The following is a 25,405-nucleotide window of genomic DNA, read 5'->3' as shown; positions in this document are numbered from 1 at the left end:
GTCGGTTCACCATTTCGGATACCTACCTTTATTCTGGAGAGAAGCATGCCTCAAAACTTTCGTATCGGACAGATCGTCCCAAGCTCGAACACGACCATGGAAACTGAAATTCCCGCCATGTTGCGTGCCCGCGAAGCGATCCGCCCCGAGCGATTCACCTTCCATTCGAGCCGGATGCGCATGCACAAGGTCACGAAAGAACAACTGGAAGCGATGAACAAAGAGGGGCTGCGCTGCGCGGCGGAACTCGCCGACGCCCGTGTCGACGTCATGAGCACCGCATGCCTGGTCGCGATCATGGCGATGGGGCCCGGCTATCATCGGCAAACCGAACGTGAGTTGCTGGAGGTCGCTCGTGCAAATCATTGCCTCGCGCCGATCATGACTTCCGCGGGAGCGTTGATTGAAGGACTGAAGATCATGGGCGCCCGCCGGGTTTCGCTGATGGCGCCGTACATGCGGCCTCTGACCGACCTCGTCGTAGCCTATATCGAGCACGAAGGCATCGAGGTCATTGATTCCATGTCCTTTGAGATTCCCGACAACCTCGAAGTCGGACTGCGCGATCCGATGCAGTTAATCGAGGACGTTCGCGGTCTGAACACGGAAGGCGCCGATGTCGTGGTGGCGTCCGCATGCGTCCAGATGCCTTCGTTGCCGGCCATTCAGCGCATTGAAGACATGCTGGGAATCCGCACCGTCTCAACCGCGGTTTGCACTGTCCGGCGCATGCTGGATCATCTGAATCTCGAACCGGTCGTTCCTGGCGCGGGCGCATTGCTTGCCGGCGCGTGATCTGCAAGGTAGTCAGCGCGATGTTGTCACGTGACCGGAGCCCCCTTGGGCGGTCGACGGGCCAACGTGACAATGCTCAATCGAGTGGGAAATCACCGCGCCTGCCGGCAACATGGTTAACTTGTTGTCCATAAAACGAATGTCTTAATGGCGATCATTCAGATCTAGCCACTCACGAGTTTGCACCGGCCCTCACCGTGCATAGAATGTAAGGAGCGTTCAACCAACGCGATTCAGATCAAGCGGAGAGGGTCATCATGAGAGTCATTGCGTTTTTCACAGTCGCGGCAATAGGTATTGCCTCATTCACATCGGCTTTTGCCGGCGAGCATATGCATATGCATGTGAATCACGATCACGAACACCCTCGCTATCAACCGCCCGGAGCGAACCAGAGCGGCGCGGATCAAAATGCATCGGCTCATGCGTCGCAAAACAACAGTCAAGTCCCGCCGGCCAGCCAGTAAGTTCGAAGAACGCACCTCTTTTACTAGCGTGCGTAGCGAAGCAGGAAATCGCGTAACGGTGGATTCACAATGTCGGCGTGGGTCAAATTCGGCGTATGTCCCGCTCGATCAACCAGTACCAGATCTTTGCAGTTCGGCAACCGGGCGGCGAGCGCCTTGCCGCATTCAGGGCTGATGGCGGGGTCGGCGAGCCCATGAAACACGATCGACGTATGGGTAATCTCGCCAAGGCGCGGCGTGATGTCATCTCGCGAGACAAGGGCGTTCACCGGATGTTCGAAATGATCCGCGCCGGCATTCAGCCATTTCCTGACCCATTCCGATGCTCCGTACTCGGGACCGAACAGAAACGCCGACATGTTTTGTGCGACGTTCTTCGCACCATTGCGCGCCCACTCCGCTTTCAGTTCCTCGAACGACTGCTGAACCGCTTCGGAGTCGGTGTCGCTTCGTGTCGATATCAGTGCAATCGCGCGGAAGCGATCCGGCTCCAGCAACGCCGCGCGCATCGATATGAATCCGCCTTGGGACATGCCGACCAGCGACGCCGACGCAACCTCCAGATGGTCGAGCAAGGCAATGAGATCGAGCGCGGAATCCCAGTAGCTAAACTTGCGGGTCACGGCGCCTGTTGCGCCGAAACCTCGCTGGTCCCAGACGACGCAACGGAACTCATTGCTGAGTGTCGCGATGTTCGGCTGGAACATGTCGCTATCCATCAGAAAGCCATGGCTGAAGACAACGACAGGGGCACCGGAAGGGCCGAACTCATCGTAGGCAAAGCGTATTCCATCGCGTTCAAAAAAAGGCATGCCGATCCTTACTCGCAAATAACACAGTGGAATCAATATAAGCCGACCTCTGCCGGAATGCCTGACCGAAAGCGCCGATCGCTTGTCAAATCGTCCTGATTTTCCAGAACCTGCATTCAGGCCAGAACAGGTTTCCACCCATTGACTGCACTCCTTACTTTTGTTTAAGTGACGTTTATGCGATTTGTCTATCGACTGGCTTTCCGCAAGATCTCGCCGCTTACCAAAGCGTCTCTTTTGTGTTCATGGAATCCGGCAAAGCATCATGCACCGCCGCGTTCCGCGTGGAGAAAATGTTGGGTATGACAACAGGACCAATTGATGGAGACAAGCCCGTCTGGATTCTGCAAGGAAGTTTCGGGCGCGCAACGGTGAATCTGATCAGCCGCCCGCTTGTCGCTCACGCTCACGCCCAATACCAGTTCCTCTTCAAACTCGGCGGAGGCAACTGCAACTTCCGCATCGGCGCGGACGACTGCGCGCTGACAGCCGAACGGGCAATCTGTCTGAATCCGTGGGTCGAACATTCGAAGAGCAGCAGCGAAGACGAACCTTCCCTGATCCTTTCGCTCGTTATCGAAGCCCCCTGGTTGCGCCAGCAATTGAAACTCGCGGAAAACGGCACAGCGGCCATCTTTCCGAAGGCAGAGGTGGTCGTCACGCCGGACGTACGGCATCACGTGGATCGTATCGCCGCGGCGATCACCAACCACCTGGTCGCTCAGGACGACGATTGCATGCCCATTCTCGAGGATCTGGTGACCGCACTCGGACGTGATTTTGCGGATCCCGCGTTGACGGCCGGGATCGTGCCGTCAGGCAGACCGATTGATTTTCGCATCCGCAAAGCAGTGGATTTCATCAAGCACGCTTCGCTGACCAACCCCACGGTTGCCCAGGTGGCGGCTCAAGTCGGCCTGTCAAGGTCGAGATTTTTCCAGCAGTTCCGGGTATGCATGGGTATTTCGCCGCAGCACTATATCGACTGGGTCCGCATGTCTCATGCGATCCAGCTGCTTGGCGCAAGCGATAAACCGCTTTCCGACGTAGCCGAAGAGCTGGGGTTCGAAGAACACAGCCACTTCACACGCTTCTTCGCGCAACACATGGGTGTGCCACCCAGTGAGTTTCGCAGGCATTCGGTAACGCTGGATAAGCAGCGCGACTGAACGGTGGTGTGGGGCTCCGAACGATCCCCACACCCTCCGAGAGCCCGATTGACTTTAACCGGCCTCAGGCCGCGGACTTTCGCACCGCGTAACCGCTTTCACTAATGGACGAGTCGGCGGCCACTGGATTGCCGAGCACACCCAGTCCATCGATCTCCACCTCGACCCAATCGCCCGGCCGCATATGCACGAGCCCTGGTGTCGGAAAGGGACCGTATTGACGCGAGAGATCGTTGCCCTCGACATCGTCCGGCTGAGGCTTCAATGCCCCCGGCGTTCCCATCGCAATCAGGTCGCCAGGCCGCAAACGATAACCCTGGCTCAGATAGCTGATCACTTGCGCCACGCTCAGCAGCATGTCGTCGAGCGGTGCGCTCTGACGAACCACGCCGTTGATGCGCGTCATCACCGTGTGCTTCGCAGGATCGCCGAATTCGTCACGGGTCATCAACCACGGTCCATAGGACCCGGACGCTTCGAAGTTCTTGCCGAGGCCGAATTGACGGTTGTGCATCTGGAACTCGCGAACGGAACCTTCATTGAGGCACGTGTAACCCGCCACATGTTCCAGCGCTCGCTCCACGGGAATATAACGCCCGGGTGCGCCGATCACGACACCGAGTTCGCCCTCGTAGTCGAACGCGCGTGCCACGGATTCCGCCGGCGCCAGAATCGGCTCGCCGGCGCCGACATAAGACGCCGCCGTGCGCATGAAAAGGTGGGGATATTCCATCGACGTTTGAAGTCCCGTCTCCGCAATATGGCTCTTGAAGTTCAATGCCAAAGCCCACATCGCGTTCGGGCGGTCCAGGAAGGGCTTGAGTGTGACTTCGGCGAGCGCCCGGTCGCCTTGCCGGCCCTCTGCCGCTTGCCGCAGCCGCGTGAGGCCATCTTCCTGCTCAAGGATCGAAATGAGACTGGAGGGCAGGTCTGGAGCGATGTCCGAGACTGCAATGAAATGAGTCGGGCTAGTGACGATTCCAAGTGCGATACCGCCACCGTCGGAGTAAGCAATAATCTTCATGATCGAGAATGTCTTTGCGTTGGATTGAAGAGCATGACGTGGCGAATTTCAGTTCTCCGCCACGGCACTCTCGGGAAACTTTTGAACCGCTCTACGGCCAACCAGCGATAGCGCCGCGAGCGCGAGAATGGCGGCGCCGGCGGGCGCAACGGAGGTGAGGAGAATTTCGCGCACCGGCCAACCGAGCGACAGCAAGCCTCCCCCAATCGCCGGCCCCACGAAGGAACCGACCCGCCCGATCGCATGACCCCAGCCGACTCCGGTCGCGCGAATCTCCGGCGGATAGAAAGCAACGGCAAGCGCGGTCTGCCCCATGATGCCGTTGACCAGACCGGCGCCGATCACGCCGATCAGCAGCAGCACGAGGGCCGGTGTCACCGTCGCCTGACTCAGGCCGACAATGCCGAGCATCACCAGCAACAAGCCCAGAACCAGCGCCGATTTCACCCTGAGCCTGCCGGCCAGCGTCATCATCGTCACCGCCCCGGTCATCAGAATGTTGCCGCTCAGACCGCCGATGCTGAAAGCAGCCATGCCGACCGATGCGTGTTCCGTTGAGAAGCCGAAATCCACCAGCAGCGTCGGTACCCAGAACAACAACGCGTACACGTCCATGAAGATCAAGAACGAGAACACCCACAACAGGCACGTGTAGGCGCCAAGGCCATTTTCGAACAGGGCCTTGAGCGGGTTGGATGCCCGTACGGCGTTGGGTTCGGTTGTCGCAGGGCTACGCGCCGGAAGGATGCGAAAGAACGCGGTAACCAGCAGGAAAGGAAGGACACCGCCGGTCACGAAGATAGACTGCCAGCCGAAGTGACTCATCAGCGGACCACCCGCCACGCCGCCCGTGACCGCGCCCACAGACATGCCGGTCGTCACGAGCAGGGATGCCGCGACCTTATGTTTCGCGCCAATGATGCCGGCCGCCGCCGCAATGGCGATAGGCAGTGCGGCGCCGAGCCCGATCGCTGCAGCGAGGCGCATGACGGACAGGCTGGCGATATTGCCCGCCAACGAGGTCAGCAGCGTGCTCCCGGCGAACAGCACAACGCTGGCAAGACCAATGTAACGGTGTCCGAATCGTTGAGCGAGCGGGCCGGAAATCATGAAGCCGATCGCCGCGCCTATGTTCGTCGCCACGAAAACCGTGGTGAAGAGCGCGGGCGCCAGTTGCCATTCATGAGCGAGTTTCGGCACGACAAAGGAGATCGACGTGGTGTTGAAGCCGTCCAGAACGATCACAAGGAAACACACCAGCAAGGCCAACACCGGCCCCGCGCGGTGTGTTCCGGCCTGGCCTCCTTCCATGGACGGTTTCGGGTCTTTCGCATTCATCGAATCATCTCCTTGCAAACCATGCGCGAGCACGCGGCCCCGCTTAAACGCTGTAGCCTTGCATGAACAAACGGCTGTTGAACTGACGCCCCGCCCTTGACTCAAGCCCGTATGGACCTTGCGATGCGCTCATGCAGCGCGGCGGTGAAAATCCGCTTGGGCAGCATGCAATGAATACCCTTGGGTGGAATCGTCGAGTAAACCGTTCCGGTCTGATTGGCGTATTGCGTCACACGGAAGCTGCCTGCCACGCTGTAGATGCCGTAGCAATCTTCCGGTGCAATGCCGGTCGCGCCGGACAGCCAGCTGATCATCTGGCGCAGACAGGCGACCAGCGAGTTTTCGAGGGAGTCGGAAAAACCGAAGCCGATCCAGTGGTCGGGGGTCTCCGCCATCGGCACATTCAGTGCAGCGCCCTTGTGCAGGATGTACTGGATGCGCATCTCTTCGAAGGCCGTCTCGATCGAGGTCTGATCGACGTTACCTTCACCCGAAGCGCCCATGGAGCCGCCCGTCCACACTCGCGCGCCGCTCACCTGCACAGGCAGGAAGATCGACGTATCCACGCCGAGCACGGCACAGTCCAGATTGCCGCCGTAGTTGCCGGCAAGATTTGCGCTGACAGGCTTCTCGCCGGCCGGCTGCGCGGCGATATACGCCTGAAATGGATTGAGCGGAATATTGACGCCCGGCACATAGGCAGCAGCGGTCCGCTCCTTGTCGAATTTCAGATAGCGCAGATAGGGCTTGAAATCGTGCGGCAAAGCGCCGACACCGGGAGGCGCGGAATTCCATCCCCAGTCGATCGGACGCATTTTCAGCATGCGGCATTCGACCAGATCGCCCGCCTCGGCACCGATAATCGAAACAGGACCGATCAGCGAAAACGGACCGTTGGGGTACTTCTTGCGAATCGGCTCGCGCTCCTTGAAGGTCAGCCCATACTTCGCTTCGTTACCCCAATTGGTCCACGTGCCGTCATACCAGACGGTATCGCCTGACTTGATCGTGACCGCCGTCGGCGCACTGGGCTCGATCTGCCCGACCCTTACCGTGTCGAGCGATGGCACCAGTTTGATGGTCTGCCCCTCGCGCGACGCATGTTCAGCAGCCGATGTCTGCGACGTGCCGCTTTGCGCGCGAACTGCGCCGGACAAACCCAGAGCGCCGGCTGCAAACGCGCCGAAACCCAGCTTCAGTATCGATCGACGGCAAGCGTCCGTAGCGTCGGATGTCGAGGCACGCAGATCCTCAGCAGAAGCTGCTGCGCTCACGTCATCACGTTGTTCTGTTTCGCGTTTCATAACAATCTTCCCTAAATCGTTTCAGTAGGACACGACGTGTCATCGCACGGTCGATGCACCGATTGCTTCAATTGCACTCTTGATAACCTGATCGTCGATCTCGGAGGGCGCACCGCTCGCGCCAATCGCGCCTAACAGGTGCCCATCGGCGAAGACAGGAAACACACCCCGTCCCGGCAGAAACGGAGCGAAATAACCCGCACCCGAAACATTGCTGTACTCCGAAGGATCGTCCTTGAAGCGCTGCTCCAGCGTTGCGCCGGACTGGCCGCCGAGAGCAACGGAAGCGAACGCTTTGCCGCGCGCGAATTCGACACTGACAAAGGGCGCGCCGTCCATGCGCACGGCCATGATGAGATGGCCGCCCGGGTCAAGCACGGCGAAACTCATCGCGAGATGGCGGCTTTGCGCAGTTGCCGTTGCGATCTCCACCAGCTTCATTGCCTGCTTCATACTCAGCGAATAGCTTGCAAGCGGGGACGCTGCCTGTTGTGCGCCGGCCATGTCAGCCGCACGCACGTTGCCCAGAAAGGCGAGGCATGCCGACCCGAGTAACGCGCCCAATACGGCCTTGCTTAACCGGGCTGAAAGACAGAATCTCAAGCTAGTCTCCTCTTCGTGACACCTCGAGCAGCGCTCGATAGATGAAGCTTATGCCGGGGGGCACGCGTCGCAATAACCAGAGAGATCACGCGCTTACCAACAAGTCCGATAATTTTTTCGGGCTTGTCGCTAAGGACGCAGCTCCCAGGCGCCCCCCTCAAACTCGCGCGACTTATTGACTCGAAGCGGGCGCCGGCGCTGCCTGCTTCGATGCAGCCGCCTTGCGCTCCGCATCCGTGAGATTCTGCGGATAGTTATCCTGCCTGCCCGACTCCTTGTAGCCGTTCTGTTCAAGCACCTTCAACTCCGCGTTCTTCTTTTCCCGGCGGGCCTTGCGCGCGGCTTTACGCTGAGCTTTGGCGATCTGCTTGGGTGTCGAGGCGCTCATCGACGCCGATGCCTGATCGCCACCAGCCGGTTGTTGAGCCATTGCCGTAGGCGCCTCGATAAGCACCAGACCAAGCGCTGCGACGAGTGCAGCTGAAACTGCACGAAACTGGACCATGATTGAGTCTCTTTGAAAGTTGGATGAGTGAAGATAGACGGGCCGCGATGGCGCGACCCTTAGCCATCCGGCGCGCGCCAGTGTGCCGGACAACGGCTGGGCCGCTTATCGGTTTGCTTATTGGCTCAAGTACTGCATCGCTTACTGGGTCGCGAATACCGCCACGCCCGCGCCCGCGAACTCTTCCGAGTGGCCCGGGCCATGCGGCACGAAGACACGATGCGACTCGCCGTCCACCGCCACCGAGTGCGCGCCCATCGTGGTCGGAACAATCGCGACGATGCTGCGCGTAGCCGCGTCGACGATACCCAGCGCCGGGTCGAACTTCGCCGTCTTGCTGCCCACCTGCGAGACGTTGTCCGCCGAATGGTGGCCGGCAGCCAGGAAGTAGCGGTTAGACACCGGGTCGTACACAACTTCGTCCGCGCCACCGAACGGCAGTTCGGCGAGCGTTTTGCCGTTCGTGCGGTCGATGATCACCGTAGTCTGCTTGCCGCCTTCATCCGGATCGCAGCCGAGCAGCGCATCGTTGCCCGGGCCCATGGCGAGACCGGTCGGGCCTTCACAGCCCTTCAGTGCAAATACGTTCTCAACGACCGGCTTGCCTTGGAGAACCGAGGCAACCGGAATCACATCGACCTCCCCTTTCGGATTGGCCTTCGTGCCATCGTTGTTCAATACGAAGTTCTTGCCCTTCGGGTCATACGCGCACGCTTCGAGACCGGTCGAGTCCTTCAACGGGAGTTTGCCGATCACTTCCTGCGTTTGTGTGTTGATGAAGGTGGCAAAAGGCGGCTCTTCCGCGCCGCTCGAGAACATCACGACATGATGCTCGGGGTCCAGACAGCTCTCGTCGGCGCGAATGCCGGATGTGCTGACGGTAATCGTCTTAACCAGCTTTTTGCTCGCCACGTCGATCACTTTGACCGAGTTGACATCCCCCACATACACCAGCGACGTACCCGGCACCGGCGTGACGCCCGACGGACCCGATTTGTCATGGCTGGGGCCAATGCCGGCGAAGTCCGCCTTGATCTGGTCGAGCAACGTGGCCGTCTTTGCGTCGAATACGTCCAGTGTCGCGTTCGCTCCGTCCGCAAGGTAGTACTTGCCGTCCGCCGATGCGCTGATGTCGAAGCCGAACGGCTTGGCGCTCGTCACCGGAATATTGGCAAGCCATTTGGGTGCGGTCTCAGCCGCGTTGCTGGCCCACGTATAAGCGCCGGCCGCCAACGTACCCGCCAAAGCCAGTCCAAGGTATGTGCGTTTCATGTGTTGACTCCTCCAATTAATCATTAAAATTTCCAGCTTCGGCTGGGACGGGGAGCACTTCCCCAATTCAGGTATGACGACGCGGACAACGCCGCGCCATATGGGTGCTTAGAAAGCGTGATACATACCGATACGCACGTCGGCCTGCTGACCGGCCAGCGAGGGCGCGAAGCTTCCGCCAATCACAGCGTCCACACCGGACGACGCCTTCAGGTAATCCGAGGAGATATAGACCTGAGTCCGTTTGGAGAGCGAATAAAGTGCCGCCGCAGTCACCTGGTTCCACGTGTGACCTTCAAAGCCGGTATGCTGATAACCCAGAACCAGCTGCGCGGCAGGTGTGACCTGGTAGGTCGCGCCGCCTTCATAAACGTGCATGACCGAAGTCTCGTTCTGGTACTTCAGGACCGTGTCGCTAAAGTTACCGTAGAGCGTAAAGTCTCCAATCGCATACGATGCGCCGACCCCGAGCGTTCCTAGCGAGCGGATCTGGAACTCGGGCATCAGATCGGTTGCCGTATTGTCCGAGACCGTGGCGACAGGCACATTGAAGAACGAGTGGACACCGATTTGCGCGTAGGGATCCAGCGTAGGCGTGGCCTGGTACGTGTAAGCCGCCGCCACAGTCAAAGGTCCGTTGGCGTATTGCACGCCGGCACTCCAACCGCTTCCGTCATGGAAGCTTCCCGCCACGTTGCTGAACCCGTACATCGCGCCAAACGTGAACCCGCCCCATACCGGGCTCGTGTACTTGATGGAGTTTTTCAGGCGGTCGTTGTTGGTATGGTCGAAGTCGCCCTGGTGGATCGCGTAGCCGCTGCCGGACGCGCTCACGTTGAACTGACCAAAGAAATCCGCGCTGAAGTCGAACTGATTGCCCAATGTCAGCGTACCGTAGTTGGTTTGCAGGCCAACCCATGCCTGCTGGCCAAATAAGGTGTTCGGCTGATTGAGCTGACCGTTGTTCAGGTTGAACAGCGTCGACAGCTTGAACACGGTTTTCATACCACCGCCCAGATCTTCGACGCCCGTCAATATCCACAGATTCGGAAACAGCACACCGCTGTCGGCCTTGTAATTGTGGTGACCGCCGTCGTTGTCGACGAACGTAATACCGTCGTCCAGCTTGCCCGCCATCGTGATGCTGCTTTGTGCAAAGCTCGCACAGCTCAAACCAGCGCTGCACAACCCCGCACTAATGACCGCGGCAATCAGCCTTCTTTTCATGTCTTCCTCACTCGCTCTAAGTAATGGATTCACTGCCGGTCGTTTCTGAACTCACGGCTTCATTTTTATTTCGTTATACGAACTGTTATGACAAAAGAGGTGGGCTTAAAGAAGCACCCGACGTATTTACAGGGCAGTCACATTGACTGTGTCACCGCCTTAGCCGGCTTGCCAGCCGACCAGCACGCCAAATCCTTCCTCAAACCCCACTTCTGCAAACCCTACCTACACAATTGATTAATAGTCCGTACTGATATTGATGCTCTCAGGCCCACGGCGTTTATTGATTACTCTGGCACTGCGATACTTTCTAAACCGATCCGTCTTGCGATCTCGTTTGTGTCGACCGGATCGTTATCCAGATAATACGGAACATCAGCTCAAAGACCTTGACCTCGCAGTCTCGCCACTTATCAAAGCGTCCGTTTTCGTGACTGACGCAGGCAATGGCTGGCAATCGACGTCAGCCGATTCGCTCTTTTCTACCCCGTCCGAGCACGTCCGCGAGCACGGCAATGAGCAGGACTGCGCCGACGATCAACGGCTGCCAGTTAGCGTTGAGATTCAGAAGGTTCATGCCGTCGATCACCAGCGCGAGAATGACGCACCCGGACAGCGTGCCTAGCAAGCTTCCCGCGCCGCCAAACAGGGACGTGCCACCAATCAATATGGCCGCGATCACGGGAAGCAGAAGCGGTTCCCCCATGGCCGAATCGGCCGCATTGACCCGCGCGAGATAGATGAGCGCGGCAATTCCCGACATCAGACCACTTATCGTATAGACTGCGATTTTTCGCCTACGCACCGGTATGCCCGACAGCCGCGCCACTTCGCTATTGGCGCCGATCGCGTAGATTTCCCGGCCGAAGTTGAGCGCCCCCGTAATGATCGTCGCGCCGACGAGCACGAAAGCCATCATGTAGACGGGCAGCGGAATGCCGCCAAGAAATCCGGTGCCCAACGTTCTGAACCCAGCGGGAAAGCCGTAGATCTCGTTGCCGCCCATGTAATGAAACGCGAGCCCCTGAACGACCCAAAGCATCCCGTAGGTGGCGAGAAACGGCGGCAGGCGCAGCAACGTCACGGCAAGACCGTTGAGCAGCCCGATCAGCGTGCTGCATGAAAGCGCCATAGCCGCCGCCAGAACGGGCGACCCGCCAGTCTTCATGACACCGGCCGCCAGACAGGCCGACAGCGTAAGGTTGGCCGCAATCGAGAGATCAAAGCCGCCGGACAGAATCACCAGCGTGAGCCCGGAGGCAAGCAGGAACATCAGGCTCGCCTGACGAAGCACATTGAGCAGATTGGGAGCGGTGGAGAACGCGGACGTCGCGAAAGCCAATGCCAGCGAAATCAGAACGATAAGTGCGGCGCGATAGATCAGTGTGGCGGTTTCATCGCTGACATGGTGACGCACATCCAGTTGACTGACGCGGGACCATACAAAGCGGGAGTTGTTCAGAATACTCATGCTTTCGCTCCATTTGCTCTGGACTTGCGCACACTGTCGACAACGACGACGAGCAGCACCAGCATCCCGACGGACACCACCTGAAGAGAGGATTCAACGCCAAGCAGATTCAAGGCATTGCGCAAAACGCCGATCGTCAGAACGCCCATGACTGTGCCGAACAACCATCCTTCGCCACGCTCGAACGACGTGCCGCCAAGCACCACGGCGGCAATGGCATCGAACTCCATCCCGATGGCCGCCCCAGGCTCCGCCGAGTTCATCCGGCCAACCAGCACCAGCGCGGCCAATCCGACCATCAAGCCGCCGAAGACATAGATCGCGATATGAAACACTTTGGCCTTGATACCGGCGAGAAGCAGCGCATCCCGATTGCCGCCGATGGCGAACACATACGTGCCGAACCTGGTGTGATACAGCAACAGATGAGTGAGCGCATAAGCAAGGAGCGCAAAGATCACCGGAAGCGGAATGCCGAGCAGGGTCCACGCGTAGAGTTGGGCCACGCCGGGGTTCGCGACGACAACCGCGTTGCCGTCCGTCAGCACTAGCGCGACACCGTGGGCAATGCCGAGCGTGCCGAGTGTCACGACAAAGGGCGGTAGCCCCAGCTTCGCGATGAGTACGCCGTTGAAGAGGCCAGTCAGTGTTCCCACCGCCACCGATGCACATAACGCCAGTGCGATGCCCCACCCCAACCCCAGAGTCTGAGCGAAGACAACCGCACAGAGACTGAGGAGCGCCCCCACGGAGAGGTCGAGCCCCTCGCTCAGAATGACCAGCGTCATCGGCATGGCAATCATGAGCAGGATCGAAACCTGCAGGCCGATGTTGGTGATATTCCCACTCGATGCGAACCCGGGCACTCCAAGCATCGCCGCCGCCGCGAGTATGGCGCTCGCCGCGACTATCGACGGCACTGGCCGCCGCTTTCGCATTACGCTGATTCTTTCAACCGTTGCTTCCATCATTTAACTCCCATGCATCGCCAGGCGAAGAATGTTCTGTTCGCTCAGGTTTTCTTTGGACAACTCGCCCGAAACCACGCCTTCGCGCATCACGTAGGCGCGATCGCAAACATGAACGATCTCCGACAATTCGGAACTGATAAGCAGGACTGCGGCGCCGTCTTTGATCAGCTTCTCGATCAGGTTGAAGATCTCGGTCTTGGCGCCGATGTCGATGCCGCGCGTCGGTTCATCGAATATGAACAGGCGGCAACCGGCACTGAGCCATTTACCGATCACGATCTTCTGCTGATTGCCGCCACTGAGAACACGGGCGCTCTTACCGGGGTCGCCCGGTGCGATCCGCAAGGAATCGATGAGCGATCTGGTCGCTCTCTTTGCTTTTTCCGCCTGATACCATCCGCGCGGGAACAGTTTCCACAAGCTGGCAGTGAGCAGGTTTTCATGCACGGAACGCTTGAGCGCAAGCCCCTCCTGCTTACGGTTCTCAGGAATCAGACCCACGCCCATCGCCGCGACTTTGTGCGGACCGCCGGTCACAGGCGCCCCAAATACAGTGACGTGGCCGGTTTGAATCGGGTCCGCGCCGAAGACCGCTCGCACAACCTCCGTGCGCCCGGCGCCGACCAGTCCTGAGAGTCCGACGATCTCGCCACACCGGACCTGCAGGTCGACTCCGCGAACGCCGGTGGCCGTTGTCAACTGACGCACGTCGAGCGCCACTTCGCCCGGCTCACCGAAGTAGTTGCGCTTGTACACGGTCCCGACCGAGCGGCCCACCATCAATGCGATCAGTTCATCGGGTGTTGCCGCGGTGGCCAGCATCGACTGCACCAGGCGACCGTCACGCAGTACCGTGACGCGATCGCCCAGGTCGAATACCTCCTTCATGCGGTGCGAGATATAGACAATCGCCGCACCGGAGGCGCGCAGCTTCCTGACGACACTGAACAGCGCCTCGGCCTCGCGATCGGAGATCGCTGCCGTCGGCTCGTCCATGACCACCACGCGTGCCTCGTGCGAGAGCGCCTTGGCAATTTCCACCATCTGCTGCTGCGCGACGCCGAGATCGGCCGCGTACGCATGCGTATCGTAGGCAAGTCCAAGCTCTTCTAGCGCGGCCCTGGCATCGAGATGCATCGTGCGATGGTCGATCAGACCAAAGCGATTGCGCGGCTCGCGCCCCAGGTAGATGTTCTGCGCGATGTTCAGATGCGGTACGAGTGAGAACTCCTGAAAGATCACCGCAATGCCGAGCCGTTTGGCATCAGCTGGCGACTCGATGGTTATCGGTTGACCGTCGCCGAAGAACTCGCCGGAGTCGGCTCTATACGCACCGAAAAGCACCTTCATCAAGGACGACTTTCCGGCGCCGTTCTCCCCGAGAAGCATATGCACCTCGCCGGCATACAACTTGAGGTCGACGTCAGTCAGAGCACGCACGCCGGGGAAGCTCTTGCAGATCTTGCGCAATTCCAGAAGAGGCACGTCACGGGTCGGAATGGTTGTTTCCATGGTTAGTTACTCACAATGTCGTCCCACTTCGGACACTGCCGCTTGTCGCCCGGCGCTTCGAACGGCGCATAGTTCGTCTTGTCGATGACGATGCCTTTGATCAGAATGGTCTGCGGTACGGACTCCTTACGCACCGTTCGTACGCCCGCCATCGTGGCAATGCAGCCCATCTTATAGCCGTTGAACTCGGCGGTCGCGAGCAGCCTGCCGTCCTTGATGGCCTTCACCGACTCCGGCACGCCGCCGATACCGACCACCTTGGTCTGCTTCTGGCCAGCCGCCTCCAATGCCTCGATCGCGCCCATCGCCATCACGTCCGCCGCCGCGAGCACGCCGTCGATCTTCGGATTCGACTGAATCAGGTTTTCCATGACCTGAAGCGCCTGCAAACGCTGATAGTTCGCGGGCTGGGACGCGAGGAGCTTGACGTTCGGAAACTCTTCCAGTGCCTTGTGAAAACCGCGCACCCGCTCGTCGCTCGTGGTGGAACCCTTCACACCTTCCAGAATGACGACATTGCCTTTCCCACCCAGGCTCTTCAGCAGATAGCGGCCGACGTCCAGCCCCAGATTGAAGTCATCGGCGACAACGACGGAGGCGAATTTGCCGCCGGCGACCCGGTCGTTGTAGTTGACGATCGGGATACCGATAGCGTTGACCTTCTCGATTGCCGGAACGACGCCATGAGGATTGACGCCCATGAACAGCACGACGCTGGGTTTTCTGACACTCACGTCTTCGAGCTCACTGAGCTGCTCGCCGAGATCGTTGGGCCGGGTCGGCGCGTAATGGGTCACCGAAACGCCGAGTTCCTTCGCCGCCGCGTCGACGCCGGCGTGAACGAGCGCGAAATGGGGATCGACCTGATTCTTGTAGAAGGCCGCAACGCTCTCGCCCGTTGCAAACGCGCTTGATCCCGCGGCCATGCCCAGTGCGAACGCACAGGTGATGAGGATGCGTTTTTTCGCCTGTCGGCTCGTCAGTTTTGTCGTCAGTTTCAAGGTCGTCTCCGTTTGATGTGTTCTTGCCAGGCCTCAAGCGCGGGCCCGGTATGGCGGCCCGGTTGCGGGAATGCATCCCGGGCGAGCGTCCAATCCTTGCACAATTCATGCAATCGTTTGCTAAACGGGGCGCTTGTCAGCCCGTTTTTTGCCGCGTTATGAATGCCGTTGCGGCTTTTTTACCGCACGGAAATCTTTATGCAAACGTATGCATACACTATCCACGCAGATATCGTTGTCAATTCATTTATACCCTCCGGCACGTAGGGTTTGTACCTGCAATATTGAGAGCAACCCTTTGCATCTATACAATGACTTCCATGGCCAAAACATCAGACTCCCGGGCAACGAACCGCGTCACCATTCGCGAAGTCGCGCAGCATGCGTCGGTCAACGCGTCGACGGTCTCGCGCGCCCTGAATCCCGCAACCCGTCACCTGATTGGGGACGAAGTGGTCCGCAGAGTGTTGGCGTCCGCGAAATCGCTCGGTTACCGGCAGAACAAGCTCGCTTCCGCGCTTCGCGGAGGCCAGTCCAGGGTGGTCGGCGTGTGCCTGCCGGATATCGAGAACCCAGTATTCCCACCAATCGTCTGCGGCATCGAGGAAGAGCTCGCGGCCGAAGGCTATGGCGTCCTGATCGCCAACACCGTTGGTACGGCGAAAGATCAGGAACGCATGCTCGAGCAGATGCTCGAGCGCCAGGTCGACGGCCTCGTGCTCGCTACCGCTGCCCGTCACGACCCGTTAGTACGCCGTTGCATTATCGACGGCATACCCGTCGTGCTGGTGAATCGCGCGGAGGAAGGCGGACAGGTGCCGGAAGTGATCAACGATGACTTCCTCTCCATGAAGCTCGCGGTCGATCACCTGGTGGAGCTGGGGCACAAGCGGATTGCGCATCTCGCCGGTCCTGAGCGTCTGGCAACCGGGCTCTCGCGCATCCAGGGCTTTCAGATGGCGACGCAGCAGCATCGGCTGACGGGAACGGTGATCCTCGAGGCCGCGGAATTCACGCGCGAAGCGGGCCGGGTGGCGTGCGACCAACTGCTGAAGGAGCACAAGAGCGTGACGGCGGTCATTGCGGCGAACGACCTGATCGCGCTGGGATGCTATGACGTTTTCGCCGAACAACGTCTGGTGTGCCCGAAAGATATTTCGCTCATCGGTCACAACGACATGCCGCTTCTCGACATGCTCCATCCGCCCTTGACCACGCTGCGCATCCAGCACCGCGAAATGGGGCGCCAGGCCGCGAAACTCCTGCTCGGGATGATCGCGAACCCGGGCGCAGCGCCACACCGTATTACGCTTCCTCCCGAACTGATGGTGCGCGGCTCGACCGCCGTACCGCGCAGCACACCGCTGCGCGCGAGAGCACCGAAAGCCGCATCTGCTTCGGCGGATTGATCACATAAGGGCCACGTTCGACCTGACGCGCTTCATGCGGGTGGCCTGATGCGCTGACGCGCGAGCCATTCGCGCGGCGCATTGCCGATCCGCGATTTAAAGAACGTCGAAAACGCGCTCGATGTGAATCCAAGAGCACGGGCCGTCCCGGCCACTGAGATTCCGTGCACCAGCGCGCACATCGCCACCCCTGCCTGCGCCTCCCGGCGCCAACGGCCGACACTGGCGTCCAGTTCCTTCGTGAAGATCCGGCTCAACGTGCGGCAACTGACTCCCGCCCGGCTTGCCGCGTCCTCGATCGCCAGATCCTTGGTTGGATGCATGAGCAGCGCCTCGCATAACGTCGCGACGCGGCTTCCCGGCGAGGGCATGCGGACAGAAAACATTCCGCTAATTTCGGACGCCACACGCAGTTCATCGGCTAACAGCGCCACTACTGCCGCATACGAACGTTCGACAACCGACCGCTGCGCCGCCGAGAAGATCGCGATCAATACGTCGGAACAATTCAGAACGCGGGCCGCCGGTGCGAAACCGGCGCACAGAGCGGTATCGATTCGAAGCGCGCAAAGGTCGGCTCCATACACCGCGCAGACGCTGTGTGTGTGGGCCGGCGGAAGCCAGATGCCATTGCCCTGCGTCACACAGAATGCGCGCCGTCCCGCTGTTATCCACGCACCGCCCTGCCGCGCATAGAGAAAGCATCCGACCGCGGCGGTTTCGGCGTGCCGATATTCACCCGCGCCAAGCCGCACATCCGTCACGACACTCGTGGTGACCATCATGCGCAACCCTTGCAGGTCGCCATGGCAAGCTCGCGTGCGCCTGTCACAACAGCCGCCTCATCGGCCGTGCCCGGGCTGCGGAAACGGCATCGCCAGCAGAATCTTCGCCGGTCGCCCGGAGCGGTTCTGCAATGCACGCCGCTCTCCAGGCGCGAGACGGCATGAATCGAATGCCGACAGAGCAACCTCGCCCTCGCCGGTCACGACGGTGACCTGACCTTCCAGCACCACATAGTGCTTTTCAACCGGCGACGCATCCAATGTGGTGTAGCCGCCCGGCTCGATCGCCGACACACCCAGCCACAGCGACTCCGCCGGTCCGGCCTCATGTCCTTGAAGCCGGACACACCGCATCGAAAAGTGGTTGGGCGGAAAATACTCAGGCGCCTCTTCGAAGCGGGTGACGTTCATGGCTTGAGCAGAACCCGGTTAGCCGCGCCACGGAAAACAGCCTGATACGCATGCGCCGCGTCGGCGAGATCGAAGACAAAACCCTCGACAATCGGAAAGGGCTTTAACGTGCCACGCTCGAAAGCCGGCAACAGCGCGTCGAGAATGTGCGCGCCCTCCGTGCTGTCGAGTGCGAGCGTATCGATGCCGACATAGGTGTGCTGCCCTCGATAGAACGTGAAGATGTCAAATGGCACCGGACGTTCAATGGTGGAAATGAAGATCTGTGTCCCTCGCACCGCCATGGCCTTGTTGGCTTTCTCAAAGTATGGACTGCCAACCGTGTTGTACACGATGTCAGCGCCATGGCCGTCTGTCATTTCACGAACCACCTCATCGAAGTTCTGCGACGAGGCGTCGATCATGGTCACGTCGGCGTTCGCGTGGCCGATGTACGATGCATTCTTGCGATCAACGCCGATCACCTTGGCCCCAGCCTGAGTCGCAAGCTGTATCGCCGCCTGCCCCACCTTGCCGTTGGCCCCCAGCACGAGGACGACGTCGCCTTCTTCCACGCCCCCGGCCCGTTGCAGTCCTTCGAAAGCAGTCACGAAGGGGACGCCGATCGCGCCCGCTTCCTCCATGGTCAGATTGGCGGGCTTGGCGCGCACACTGCCCACAGGCACGGCAAGATAGCCGGCATGCGAGCCGTCGCGACGAATGCCCAGTTCGCCGCCGCTGCCCCACACTTCCTTGCCGAGCATTTCCTGCGGCCCCTCGACAACAACGCCGGCGTAATCGCGGCCCGGCGTACGCGGCCACACCGCATGCGGCATGAAGCCCAGCACCGCCTTCACGTCGCTCGGATTCACCGCGGCACTCACCACGCGCACGAGACACTCGGCAAAGTCGACGTCTGGTGCGTCCTGCGCGCCAATATGCAGATCGAGCGAGTCGATGCCGGCGCTCTTTTCCAGTACACGAACCGTTTTCATTATTTATTTCCTAATAGGTCAAGATGACAGGCCGAGCTGTTCCGAACCGCGCTTATCGGTTCAGCCCCAGAAGCTCGCGTGCTTCCTGGCAGGTCGCCAATTCGCCGCCCAGCGAATGCACAATGTCGCGGGCACGAGTGACCAGCGCGGCATTGCTTTCGGCGAGCACGCCTTTGGCGATATAAATGTTGTCTTCAAGTCCGACTCGCACATGGCCGCCCGCCAACCAGGCTTGGGCCACGATCGGGAATTCGGACCGGCCGACACCGAACGCCGACCAGACGGCGCCATGCGGCAACAGGTTACGCGCGTAGAGAAGAGTTTCGGGACTGGCCGAGAAGCCGTATTTGACGCCCATCACCAGGGTCCAGAGCCCCGGACCGTCAAGAACGCCCTCCTTGATCAGATCCAGCGCGAGGTGCAGGTCACCGGAGTCGAATATCTCGAGTTCAGGCTTGACGCCCGCCTCGCGGATAACGTTCGCCATGCGCGTGACATTCTTAGGCGTATTGATGACAACATCACCGCCGGAGTTCATCGTGTTCAGGTCGAGACTGCAAATGTCCGGCCTGAGTTCGAGAATATGCTCGACGCGCTTTTCCGGCGGCAGCAACGTAGTGCCTGGCGCCGCGACTCGGGGATTATCATCGCTGGGGATAAAGCGGCCACCAGGGCCTGTCGTCAGATTGATGATGAGATCGGTATTCACCGCGCGGATGCGCTCGATGACTTCCCGGTAAAGCGCCACGTCCATCGAGGGCCGCCCGGTTTCGGGATCGCGCACGTGGATGTGAACGACAGCCGCGCCGGCCTGTGCGGCCTCGAGCGACGCGGTCGCGATCTGCCCGGGTGTGATCGGCAGCCCCGGATGTTGCTCCGGTTTGGTGATATTGCCTGTGACAGCGCAAGTAATGATGGTCTTGCGGGAATGCATGCTGGTCCTCGCTGCAACTAGTTCAGGCGACGTCCACCGTCGACGACGATGGTCACCCCGGTGCTGAATTTCAGATGAGTGGCGCAGGTTTCGATGGCCGCCGCGATATCGTCCGGCGTCCCGATGCGCCCTAGCGGCGTGGTGGCGGCAACCTTGTCGTTGAAGTCGTCGCCGCGGCCGGGCACGAAAGTCGTATCGACCACTCCCGGGGACACGTTCAGGACACGAATGCGAGGGGCAAGCGCACGGCCAAGCGAGACCGCCATCACATCAAGCCCGGCTTTGGCCGCGCAGTAAGCGATGTTGCTGCCCACGCCCGTGGTGCCGGATATCGAGGAAACGTTGACGACCAGGCCGTCTCCCGATTCATCGAGCAGTTCGCGGAACGCGCGAATGGCCGCGAATTGGCCGCGCCAGTTGACCTTCAGAATCTCATCGATCAATTCGTCGGTGAGCGCGTTCAGATCGGCATGCTTGACGGGCTGGGTGAAGCCCGCTGTGTTCACCAGAATATCCGCGCGGCCATACCGGTCGCGCACCAGAGCGGCCAGCGCGTTCAGACTTTCGCTCGCGGTGATGGATGCAAGCGCCGCGCTGTGGCCCTCGCCCGGCAAGTCGTCGGCCACGCGTTGCGCTCGCGCCAGATCACGCTGACCGACAACGACGACACTGGCGCCGGCTTGCCCAAGGCGGCGTGCTGCCGCGGCGCCGATACCGCCGGTTCCGCCCAGGATGACCGCGACCTTCCCTGAAAGTGTGTTGGACACGTGAGACCTCTTCGTTACTTGATCGGGGGAGTGGGATAGGTCGGCGTTCCTTCGGCAAGCACGAAGTCGTAGTCCAGTGTGTAGTACGGCCTGTCTACCTCCTGCCGCGGACCCGTGCCGTGATCGTGACGCTCGAACGTGCCGACGAGACGGCGGTTGACACCGAACACCACGTCGGAATGCAGGTGCTCCGAGTCATCGGCGAATACTTGCGAGACCAGGGTCGCATAGCCTTCCGCGATGATGACGAAGTGCAGATGCGCCGGCCGGAACGGGTGCCGGTTCTGACTTTCAAGCAGCACGCCTACCGGCCCGTCTGTGGGCACTGGGTAGCCCGCGGGGCGTACGCTCTTGCAGGTGAACCGTCCCTCGCTGTCGGTGTAGAAGTGACCGCGCAGGTTCTTGTCGGGCTGGCTCGAGTCCTGGTTTTCATACAGACCCACTGGCGAGGCCTGCCAGACGTCGACTTTCGCGTTGGCAACCGGCTCGCCTTTGGTGTTGAGCACGCGGCCGTTCACGAAGAGCGGGGAGCCGGGCGAGTTCGCGCACGCAATGCATTCGCCATTTGCATACTTCGGCGAGTCGCCCCGGTAGAACGGCCCCAGCAGGGCGCCCGGCGTGCGGCCACTGGCGTCCGAATTATTCAGCAAGGTGACGAGCGTCGAGAGACCCAGCACGTCGGCAAGCAGAACGACTTCATTGTGCTTGTCGTTGCAAGCCAGACCGACCGCCCTCACGAAATCCAGGCCCTTCTCGAACTCCTCGTCGGTCAGCTTGACCTGCTTCAGGAACGCGTGGCCATGATCCACTAGCGCGTCGAGGATCTCCTTGAGGCGGGGATTGTCGGTCTGGCTCATGGCCGCCTTGACAACCGCGGTTATCGACGCGGCATCGTCGACGATGTTCTTCAGATGGTTCGAATTTTCCACGGGGTGTCTCCGTCTGTGCAATCGTTTGCATAATAATTTGCAAGAATGCCGATGTCAAAGACTAAAGATGCCCCGGTTAACCCTGACTGTCTGGACGCACAGCCGGGACGCGCGGAGCGCCGGCTGCCAGGCGTTTAACCGACCTTGCGATGAAACCGGTGAATTCTGATGTCGTCCCAGACGCCCGCGGCGAAGAGTGGGTCATTGCGATTGAATGTCTCGACTTCAGCGCGTGTTTGCGCCTCAACGAGAAAGAAACTGCCGATCTTGGTCTCGCCGGCGTCATCCACCAATGGTCCGGACGTGACGAGCGTGATTGGGCCACTCTCCAGATAGGCGCGATGTTTCGGGGTGTTGGTTTCGCGAAGTGCCAGGGCACCAGGCTTGTCGGTGCAGAAAACGATCCAATGCATGATTTCCAGTTCCTATTAAAGTCGGCCAGTTTCGGTATGTAATGGCCGGGAAATTCATGCAGTATCGATCGCCTGCGGTGTCGCTGGATGCGCTACGCGTCCTGTGATTTACCGATTGATCCGATTTTCTTGGTCGGTGAGCCGCGCACGGCGGCGCCGATCGAGTACAAACACTGCGGCGAACGAGATCACGTTGGCCCCTAGCAGATACCATGCAGGCGCCATTGGGTTGGGCGTGACCGTCGCCAGCCAGGCCACCACCAGTTGCGCCGTGCCGCCGAAAATCGTCGTCGGCACGCTGTAGCAGATCGACACGCACGTGCTGCGCACGGCCTGCGGGAAAAGCTCAGGAATGACGCACAGGTGAAATGGCGACATCAGCACGCGCAGCAAAGTCAGCAGCGCGACCATGCCGAGAAAGACACTGCCTGTGCCCGCGTGCAACGCCCACGCGAACATGGGCAGCACCGCGAGAATCGACAGGAACTGCGGCACGACCAGCAAGCGGCTGCGCGGAAAGCGGTCGAAATAAATGCCCGCGCCAAGCGACGCGACAATGCCGACCCCGCCCGTGACAAGCCCCACGAGCATGGACGTCGAAGTCGGCAGATGCAGCACGCGGATGCCATACGTGGTCATGTAATGGCCGACCACATACACGGTGATGGTCGGACCGATCAGCACACAACTGGAGAGCACGAGTTCGGACAGGTGCGTATCGACGATGCCGCGCAGCAGTTCGCGATTGCTCTTCACCGCGTGTTCGGCGTTGAGCGTCTCGCGCAACCGGCTGCGGATGTAGATGCCGAGTGGCGCAATCAACAGGCCGAGCATGAACGGAATGCGCCAGCCCCACGCCCCCAGTGCTTCAACAGAAAGCACCGACGACACGGTATAGCCGACCAGTCCGCCCATCAGCGCGGCGATGCCTTGCGTCGCAAGTTGCCAGCTCGTATAGAGGCCGCGGCGGCCCGCCGCTGCGGTTTCGAGCAGATACGACGTGGCGGGTCCGGCTTCGCCCCCGGCGGACAGTCCTTGCAGCAGACGCCCAATAACGACCAGCAACGGTGCGAAGATGCCGATATGCGCATAGGTCGGCGTGAACGCGATGATCGCGGTGCCCAGAGCCATCAGGCCAAACGTCAACGTCAGCGCCGCCTTGCGCCCCCGCCGATCGGCATACGCGCCGATAACCACCCCGCCAAGCGGACGCGCGACGAAGCCGACGCCGAACACGGCCACCGCGCCGATAATCTGCGTCGCCGGCGAGAACGACGGAAAGAACGCACGGCCGATGAATACCGAAAAGAATGCGTAGACAGTGAAATCGTAAAACTCTAGCGCGTTGCCGGCGACAACTGCCACGACGTCGCGCATGGATGGCGAAGCGCGACCTTCGGATCGCCCCACGGACGTTGCCTGGGTACCAGCGGAAAGTTGCGACACAAACTGTCTCCCGTTTATTCGAGGTGCCGACGACCCCTGCCGTCCGCTTGAAAAAATAGTGACTTTCCACATTAAGACTGTCAACGCAACGCCAAAAATCCTCATAAAAAGGAAACGATGGCGCAACTCTTGCACCGTCACTCACGCGATGCCTCAGATCGTGAATAACGCTCCTGCGCGCCCTGCCGATACGTCATGCCAAGCATGTCACGAGGCAATCGATCCATGCGCAACCAAAAGTGAACAACGCCACCTGAACCCTCCTTCCACTTGTCATCATCACGCAATACGCTAAAAAAGAGGCGGCACCGACATACCGCCCGTTTCCCTCATCGCATGTGCTGCAGGCGCGTGCAACAACGCCAGGAGTCGTAGTGAAACATATTGCAAAGGTGGTGGAACTCGTCGAGTCGAAAAAAGACGGCTACATCGCGCTGGCCAACGATATCTGGTCACTGGCTGAAATGCGTTATGCCGAATTCGAATCGGCTGAACGGCACGCGTCAGCGATCGAGGCGGCCGGCTTTACCGTGACGCGCGGCGTCGCCGGCATGCCGACGGCGTTCATGGCGCAAGCCGGCAGCGGCGGCCCCGTGATCGGTTTTCTCGGCGAATACGACGCACTCGCGGGCCTAAACCAGGAGAGCGGTGCCACGGCGTGCCGGCCCGCCACGGGCGAGGCGAACGGCAACGGTCACGGCTGCGGCCACCACCTGCTCGGCACCGCCTCGCATCTGGCCGCCGTCGTAGCGCGCGACTATTTCGTGGCGCACGGCATCGAGGCCACCGTGCGCTTTTACGGTTGCCCTGCGGAAGAGGCCGCGGCGGGCAAGACCTTCATGGCTCGCGCCGGTCTCTTCGACGATCTGGATGTCGCGCTGTGCTGGCATCCATCGGTGGCCAACTCCGTCTTCATGAACGCGACGCTGGCCAACGTTCAGGCGTATTTCCGCTTTCACGGCAAAGCGTCGCATGCCGCGCTCGCACCGCACCTGGGCCGCAGCGCGCTCGACGCAGCCGAGCTCATGAACATCGGCGTCAATTATCTGCGCGAGCACATGCCCGATCAGGCTCGCGTCCATTTCGCCTACATCAACTCCGGCGGCATATCGACGAATGTCGTGCCGGCTCTCGCCGAAACGCTCTATACGATTCGCGCTCGAAGCAGCCCGGAAGCGATCGAACTGTTCGAGCGCGTGAAGCAGATCGCCGAGGGCGCCGCCCTGATGACCGGCACGCGCGTCGAGATGGTGTTCGACAAGGCCTGCTCCAACGTGCTGCACAACGACACGCTCGACACGGTGCTGGATCGGAACATGCAAGCCATCGGCAGCATGAACGTGACGGCGGACGAAGTCGCTTTCGCCACGGAGATTCAGAAGACCATCAACCCTGACGATCTCGCGAACGCGTCGCGGCATTTCGCAGCGGCGCTGCGCGATCCCCGCCCCATCATTCCCGAGATCCTGCCGTATCGCCCGGAGGTGGAGCGGCCCGTTACGGGGTCGACGGACGTCGGCGACGTGAGCTGGGCAGCGCCGACGACCCAATGCCTGACAGCCTGTTATGCATGGGGCACGGGTTTTCATTCATGGCAGATGGTCTCGCAAGGCAAGCTTTCGCTGGCTCACAAGGGCATGCTGCTCGCCGCCAAGACCCTCGCCGCCACCGGCATCGACCTCGCGGGACAACCCGAAACCTTGCGCGCCGCTCGCGAAGAACTGCATCGCAAACGCGGCATGAAGCCGTATCAATGCCCGATCCCCGGCGACGTCACGCCGCCGCCGGCACGCGCTGCGGGCACACCCGCACCTGCGTCGCAAGCCGTGACGGCCTAAGGTCACTCCACGTTCAATCGCGGTTGCA

The 25,405-nt window shown here is 60.4% G+C and carries 25 protein-coding genes; 5 read left to right on the top strand and 20 right to left on the bottom strand.

Going from position 1 to position 25,405, the window contains the following annotated elements:
* Positions 1-45 precede the first annotated feature (45 nt).
* Together A6V37_RS16935 and A6V37_RS16930 are read left to right on the top strand one after the other, a co-directional pair.
* Positions 46-795, top strand: a complete 750-nt coding sequence (locus A6V37_RS16935) for a maleate cis-trans isomerase family protein (protein ID WP_064270390.1) — start codon at positions 46-48, stop codon at positions 793-795.
* Between the two features lie 257 nt (positions 796-1,052).
* Positions 1,053-1,262: a hypothetical protein gene (locus A6V37_RS16930; RefSeq protein ID WP_064286145.1), complete on the top strand. Its 210-nt coding sequence runs from the start codon at positions 1,053-1,055 to the stop codon at positions 1,260-1,262.
* 23 nt (positions 1,263-1,285) lie between these two features.
* Here the strand turns inward: A6V37_RS16930 and A6V37_RS16925 are convergent, their stop codons facing one another.
* Positions 1,286-2,212 carry an alpha/beta fold hydrolase gene (locus A6V37_RS16925; RefSeq protein ID WP_131799918.1) on the bottom strand — a complete coding sequence of 309 codons (927 nt, stop codon included), beginning with the start codon at positions 2,210-2,212 and terminating at the stop codon, positions 1,286-1,288.
* 164 nt (positions 2,213-2,376) lie between these two features.
* Here A6V37_RS16925 and A6V37_RS16920 point away from each other — a divergent pair, with 164 nt between their 5' ends.
* Entirely contained in the window at positions 2,377-3,243 is an 867-nt protein-coding gene (locus tag A6V37_RS16920) for a helix-turn-helix domain-containing protein (protein WP_064270643.1), read from the top strand.
* 64 nt (positions 3,244-3,307) lie between these two features.
* Here A6V37_RS16920 and A6V37_RS16915 read toward each other — a convergent pair whose 3' ends face one another.
* The 11 genes from A6V37_RS16915 to A6V37_RS16865 all read right to left on the bottom strand — a co-directional run bounded on the left by A6V37_RS16915 (position 3,308) and on the right by A6V37_RS16865 (position 15,471).
* The gene (locus A6V37_RS16915; protein WP_064270388.1) at positions 3,308-4,267 is read right to left on the bottom strand and encodes a fumarylacetoacetate hydrolase family protein; all 960 of its coding nucleotides are present in this window, start codon (positions 4,265-4,267) and stop codon (positions 3,308-3,310) included.
* Positions 4,268-4,315: 48 nt separating this feature from the next.
* Entirely contained in the window at positions 4,316-5,605 is a 1,290-nt protein-coding gene (locus tag A6V37_RS16910) for an MFS transporter (RefSeq protein ID WP_082902817.1), read from the bottom strand.
* A gap of 101 nt (positions 5,606-5,706) precedes the next feature.
* Positions 5,707-6,909 (bottom strand): acetamidase/formamidase family protein, encoded by a 1,203-nt coding sequence (locus A6V37_RS16905; protein ID WP_064270387.1) that lies wholly within the window; start codon positions 6,907-6,909, stop codon positions 5,707-5,709.
* Between the two features lie 39 nt (positions 6,910-6,948).
* Positions 6,949-7,512, bottom strand: coding sequence for a GlcG/HbpS family heme-binding protein (locus tag A6V37_RS16900; RefSeq protein WP_131799917.1), 564 nt, complete (start codon positions 7,510-7,512; stop codon positions 6,949-6,951).
* Between the two features lie 172 nt (positions 7,513-7,684).
* Entirely contained in the window at positions 7,685-8,017 is a 333-nt protein-coding gene (locus tag A6V37_RS16895; RefSeq protein ID WP_064270386.1) for a hypothetical protein, read from the bottom strand.
* Between the two features lie 141 nt (positions 8,018-8,158).
* Positions 8,159-9,289, bottom strand: coding sequence for a YncE family protein (locus tag A6V37_RS16890; protein WP_064270385.1), 1,131 nt, complete (start codon positions 9,287-9,289; stop codon positions 8,159-8,161).
* A 108-nt stretch (positions 9,290-9,397) separates the two neighbouring features.
* Positions 9,398-10,516 (bottom strand): porin, encoded by a 1,119-nt coding sequence (locus tag A6V37_RS16885; protein ID WP_064270384.1) that lies wholly within the window; start codon positions 10,514-10,516, stop codon positions 9,398-9,400.
* Positions 10,517-10,979: 463 nt separating this feature from the next.
* A complete protein-coding gene (locus A6V37_RS16880) occupies positions 10,980-11,987 on the bottom strand; it encodes an ABC transporter permease (protein ID WP_082902815.1) in 1,008 nt (335 codons plus the stop codon).
* Positions 11,984-12,955, bottom strand: a complete 972-nt coding sequence (locus A6V37_RS16875; RefSeq protein WP_244174041.1) for an ABC transporter permease — start codon at positions 12,953-12,955, stop codon at positions 11,984-11,986. The genes A6V37_RS16880 and A6V37_RS16875 overlap by 4 nt, the downstream gene beginning before the upstream one ends.
* Before the next feature lie 3 nt (positions 12,956-12,958).
* Positions 12,959-14,428, bottom strand: coding sequence for a sugar ABC transporter ATP-binding protein (locus tag A6V37_RS16870; protein WP_242665902.1), 1,470 nt, complete (start codon positions 14,426-14,428; stop codon positions 12,959-12,961).
* 44 nt (positions 14,429-14,472) lie between these two features.
* A complete protein-coding gene (locus A6V37_RS16865; RefSeq protein ID WP_242665901.1) occupies positions 14,473-15,471 on the bottom strand; it encodes a sugar ABC transporter substrate-binding protein in 999 nt (332 codons plus the stop codon).
* A gap of 320 nt (positions 15,472-15,791) precedes the next feature.
* On the opposite strand from A6V37_RS16865, the gene A6V37_RS16860 reads away from it, so the two are divergent.
* Complete coding sequence (locus A6V37_RS16860) at positions 15,792-16,880, top strand: LacI family DNA-binding transcriptional regulator (RefSeq protein WP_064270381.1); 1,089 nt, start codon at positions 15,792-15,794, stop codon at positions 16,878-16,880.
* A gap of 32 nt (positions 16,881-16,912) precedes the next feature.
* Here A6V37_RS16860 and A6V37_RS16855 read toward each other — a convergent pair whose 3' ends face one another.
* The 8 genes from A6V37_RS16855 to A6V37_RS16820 form a co-directional block, all read right to left on the bottom strand.
* The gene (locus tag A6V37_RS16855; protein ID WP_064270380.1) at positions 16,913-17,665 is read right to left on the bottom strand and encodes an AraC family transcriptional regulator; all 753 of its coding nucleotides are present in this window, start codon (positions 17,663-17,665) and stop codon (positions 16,913-16,915) included.
* Between the two features lie 57 nt (positions 17,666-17,722).
* A complete protein-coding gene (locus tag A6V37_RS16850) occupies positions 17,723-18,076 on the bottom strand; it encodes a cupin domain-containing protein (protein ID WP_064270379.1) in 354 nt (117 codons plus the stop codon).
* Entirely contained in the window at positions 18,073-19,050 is a 978-nt protein-coding gene (locus A6V37_RS16845; RefSeq protein ID WP_064270378.1) for a quinone oxidoreductase family protein, read from the bottom strand. The genes A6V37_RS16850 and A6V37_RS16845 overlap by 4 nt, the downstream gene beginning before the upstream one ends.
* A gap of 52 nt (positions 19,051-19,102) precedes the next feature.
* The gene (locus A6V37_RS16840) at positions 19,103-19,984 is read right to left on the bottom strand and encodes a beta-keto acid cleavage family enzyme (protein WP_064270377.1); all 882 of its coding nucleotides are present in this window, start codon (positions 19,982-19,984) and stop codon (positions 19,103-19,105) included.
* 17 nt (positions 19,985-20,001) lie between these two features.
* Positions 20,002-20,751: an SDR family NAD(P)-dependent oxidoreductase gene (locus tag A6V37_RS16835; RefSeq protein ID WP_064270376.1), complete on the bottom strand. Its 750-nt coding sequence runs from the start codon at positions 20,749-20,751 to the stop codon at positions 20,002-20,004.
* Between the two features lie 14 nt (positions 20,752-20,765).
* The gene (locus tag A6V37_RS16830) at positions 20,766-21,608 is read right to left on the bottom strand and encodes a dioxygenase family protein (protein WP_082902849.1); all 843 of its coding nucleotides are present in this window, start codon (positions 21,606-21,608) and stop codon (positions 20,766-20,768) included.
* A 206-nt stretch (positions 21,609-21,814) separates the two neighbouring features.
* On the bottom strand, positions 21,815-22,093 hold the full coding sequence (locus A6V37_RS16825; protein WP_064270374.1) for a YciI family protein: 279 nt from the start codon (positions 22,091-22,093) through the stop codon (positions 21,815-21,817).
* A gap of 108 nt (positions 22,094-22,201) precedes the next feature.
* Positions 22,202-23,503, bottom strand: a complete 1,302-nt coding sequence (locus A6V37_RS16820; protein WP_242665899.1) for an MFS transporter — start codon at positions 23,501-23,503, stop codon at positions 22,202-22,204.
* A 410-nt stretch (positions 23,504-23,913) separates the two neighbouring features.
* On the opposite strand from A6V37_RS16820, the gene A6V37_RS16815 reads away from it, so the two are divergent.
* Positions 23,914-25,377 carry an amidohydrolase gene (locus tag A6V37_RS16815; RefSeq protein ID WP_064270372.1) on the top strand — a complete coding sequence of 488 codons (1,464 nt, stop codon included), beginning with the start codon at positions 23,914-23,916 and terminating at the stop codon, positions 25,375-25,377.
* The last annotated feature ends 28 nt before the right edge of the window (positions 25,378-25,405 follow it).

It is taken from the genome of Paraburkholderia ginsengiterrae, assembly GCF_001645125.1.
Classification (GTDB): domain Bacteria; phylum Pseudomonadota; class Gammaproteobacteria; order Burkholderiales; family Burkholderiaceae; genus Paraburkholderia; species Paraburkholderia ginsengiterrae.
Note: the sequence above shows the minus strand (reverse complement) of the source record. Positions and strands in the feature narration are given on the sequence as shown.

Coding starts and splice junctions, on each gene's coding strand:
- A6V37_RS16920 (WP_064270643.1), top strand. CDS start 2,377: ATGACAACAGGACCAATTGATGGAGACAAGCCCGTCTGGATTCTGCAA.
- A6V37_RS16895 (WP_064270386.1), bottom strand. CDS start 8,017: ATGGTCCAGTTTCGTGCAGTTTCAGCTGCACTCGTCGCAGCGCTTGGT.
- A6V37_RS16930 (WP_064286145.1), top strand. CDS start 1,053: ATGAGAGTCATTGCGTTTTTCACAGTCGCGGCAATAGGTATTGCCTCA.
- A6V37_RS16840 (WP_064270377.1), bottom strand. CDS start 19,984: ATGCATTCCCGCAAGACCATCATTACTTGCGCTGTCACAGGCAATATC.
- A6V37_RS16845 (WP_064270378.1), bottom strand. CDS start 19,050: ATGAAAACGGTTCGTGTACTGGAAAAGAGCGCCGGCATCGACTCGCTC.
- A6V37_RS16885 (WP_064270384.1), bottom strand. CDS start 10,516: ATGAAAAGAAGGCTGATTGCCGCGGTCATTAGTGCGGGGTTGTGCAGC.
- A6V37_RS16860 (WP_064270381.1), top strand. CDS start 15,792: ATGGCCAAAACATCAGACTCCCGGGCAACGAACCGCGTCACCATTCGC.
- A6V37_RS16855 (WP_064270380.1), bottom strand. CDS start 17,665: ATGATGGTCACCACGAGTGTCGTGACGGATGTGCGGCTTGGCGCGGGT.
- A6V37_RS16910 (WP_082902817.1), bottom strand. CDS start 5,605: ATGAATGCGAAAGACCCGAAACCGTCCATGGAAGGAGGCCAGGCCGGA.
- A6V37_RS16875 (WP_244174041.1), bottom strand. CDS start 12,955: ATGGAAGCAACGGTTGAAAGAATCAGCGTAATGCGAAAGCGGCGGCCA.
- A6V37_RS16830 (WP_082902849.1), bottom strand. CDS start 21,608: ATGAGCCAGACCGACAATCCCCGCCTCAAGGAGATCCTCGACGCGCTA.
- A6V37_RS16880 (WP_082902815.1), bottom strand. CDS start 11,987: ATGAGTATTCTGAACAACTCCCGCTTTGTATGGTCCCGCGTCAGTCAA.
- A6V37_RS16935 (WP_064270390.1), top strand. CDS start 46: ATGCCTCAAAACTTTCGTATCGGACAGATCGTCCCAAGCTCGAACACG.
- A6V37_RS16890 (WP_064270385.1), bottom strand. CDS start 9,289: ATGAAACGCACATACCTTGGACTGGCTTTGGCGGGTACGTTGGCGGCC.
- A6V37_RS16825 (WP_064270374.1), bottom strand. CDS start 22,093: ATGCATTGGATCGTTTTCTGCACCGACAAGCCTGGTGCCCTGGCACTT.
- A6V37_RS16905 (WP_064270387.1), bottom strand. CDS start 6,909: ATGAAACGCGAAACAGAACAACGTGATGACGTGAGCGCAGCAGCTTCT.
- A6V37_RS16850 (WP_064270379.1), bottom strand. CDS start 18,076: ATGAACGTCACCCGCTTCGAAGAGGCGCCTGAGTATTTTCCGCCCAAC.
- A6V37_RS16915 (WP_064270388.1), bottom strand. CDS start 4,267: ATGAAGATTATTGCTTACTCCGACGGTGGCGGTATCGCACTTGGAATC.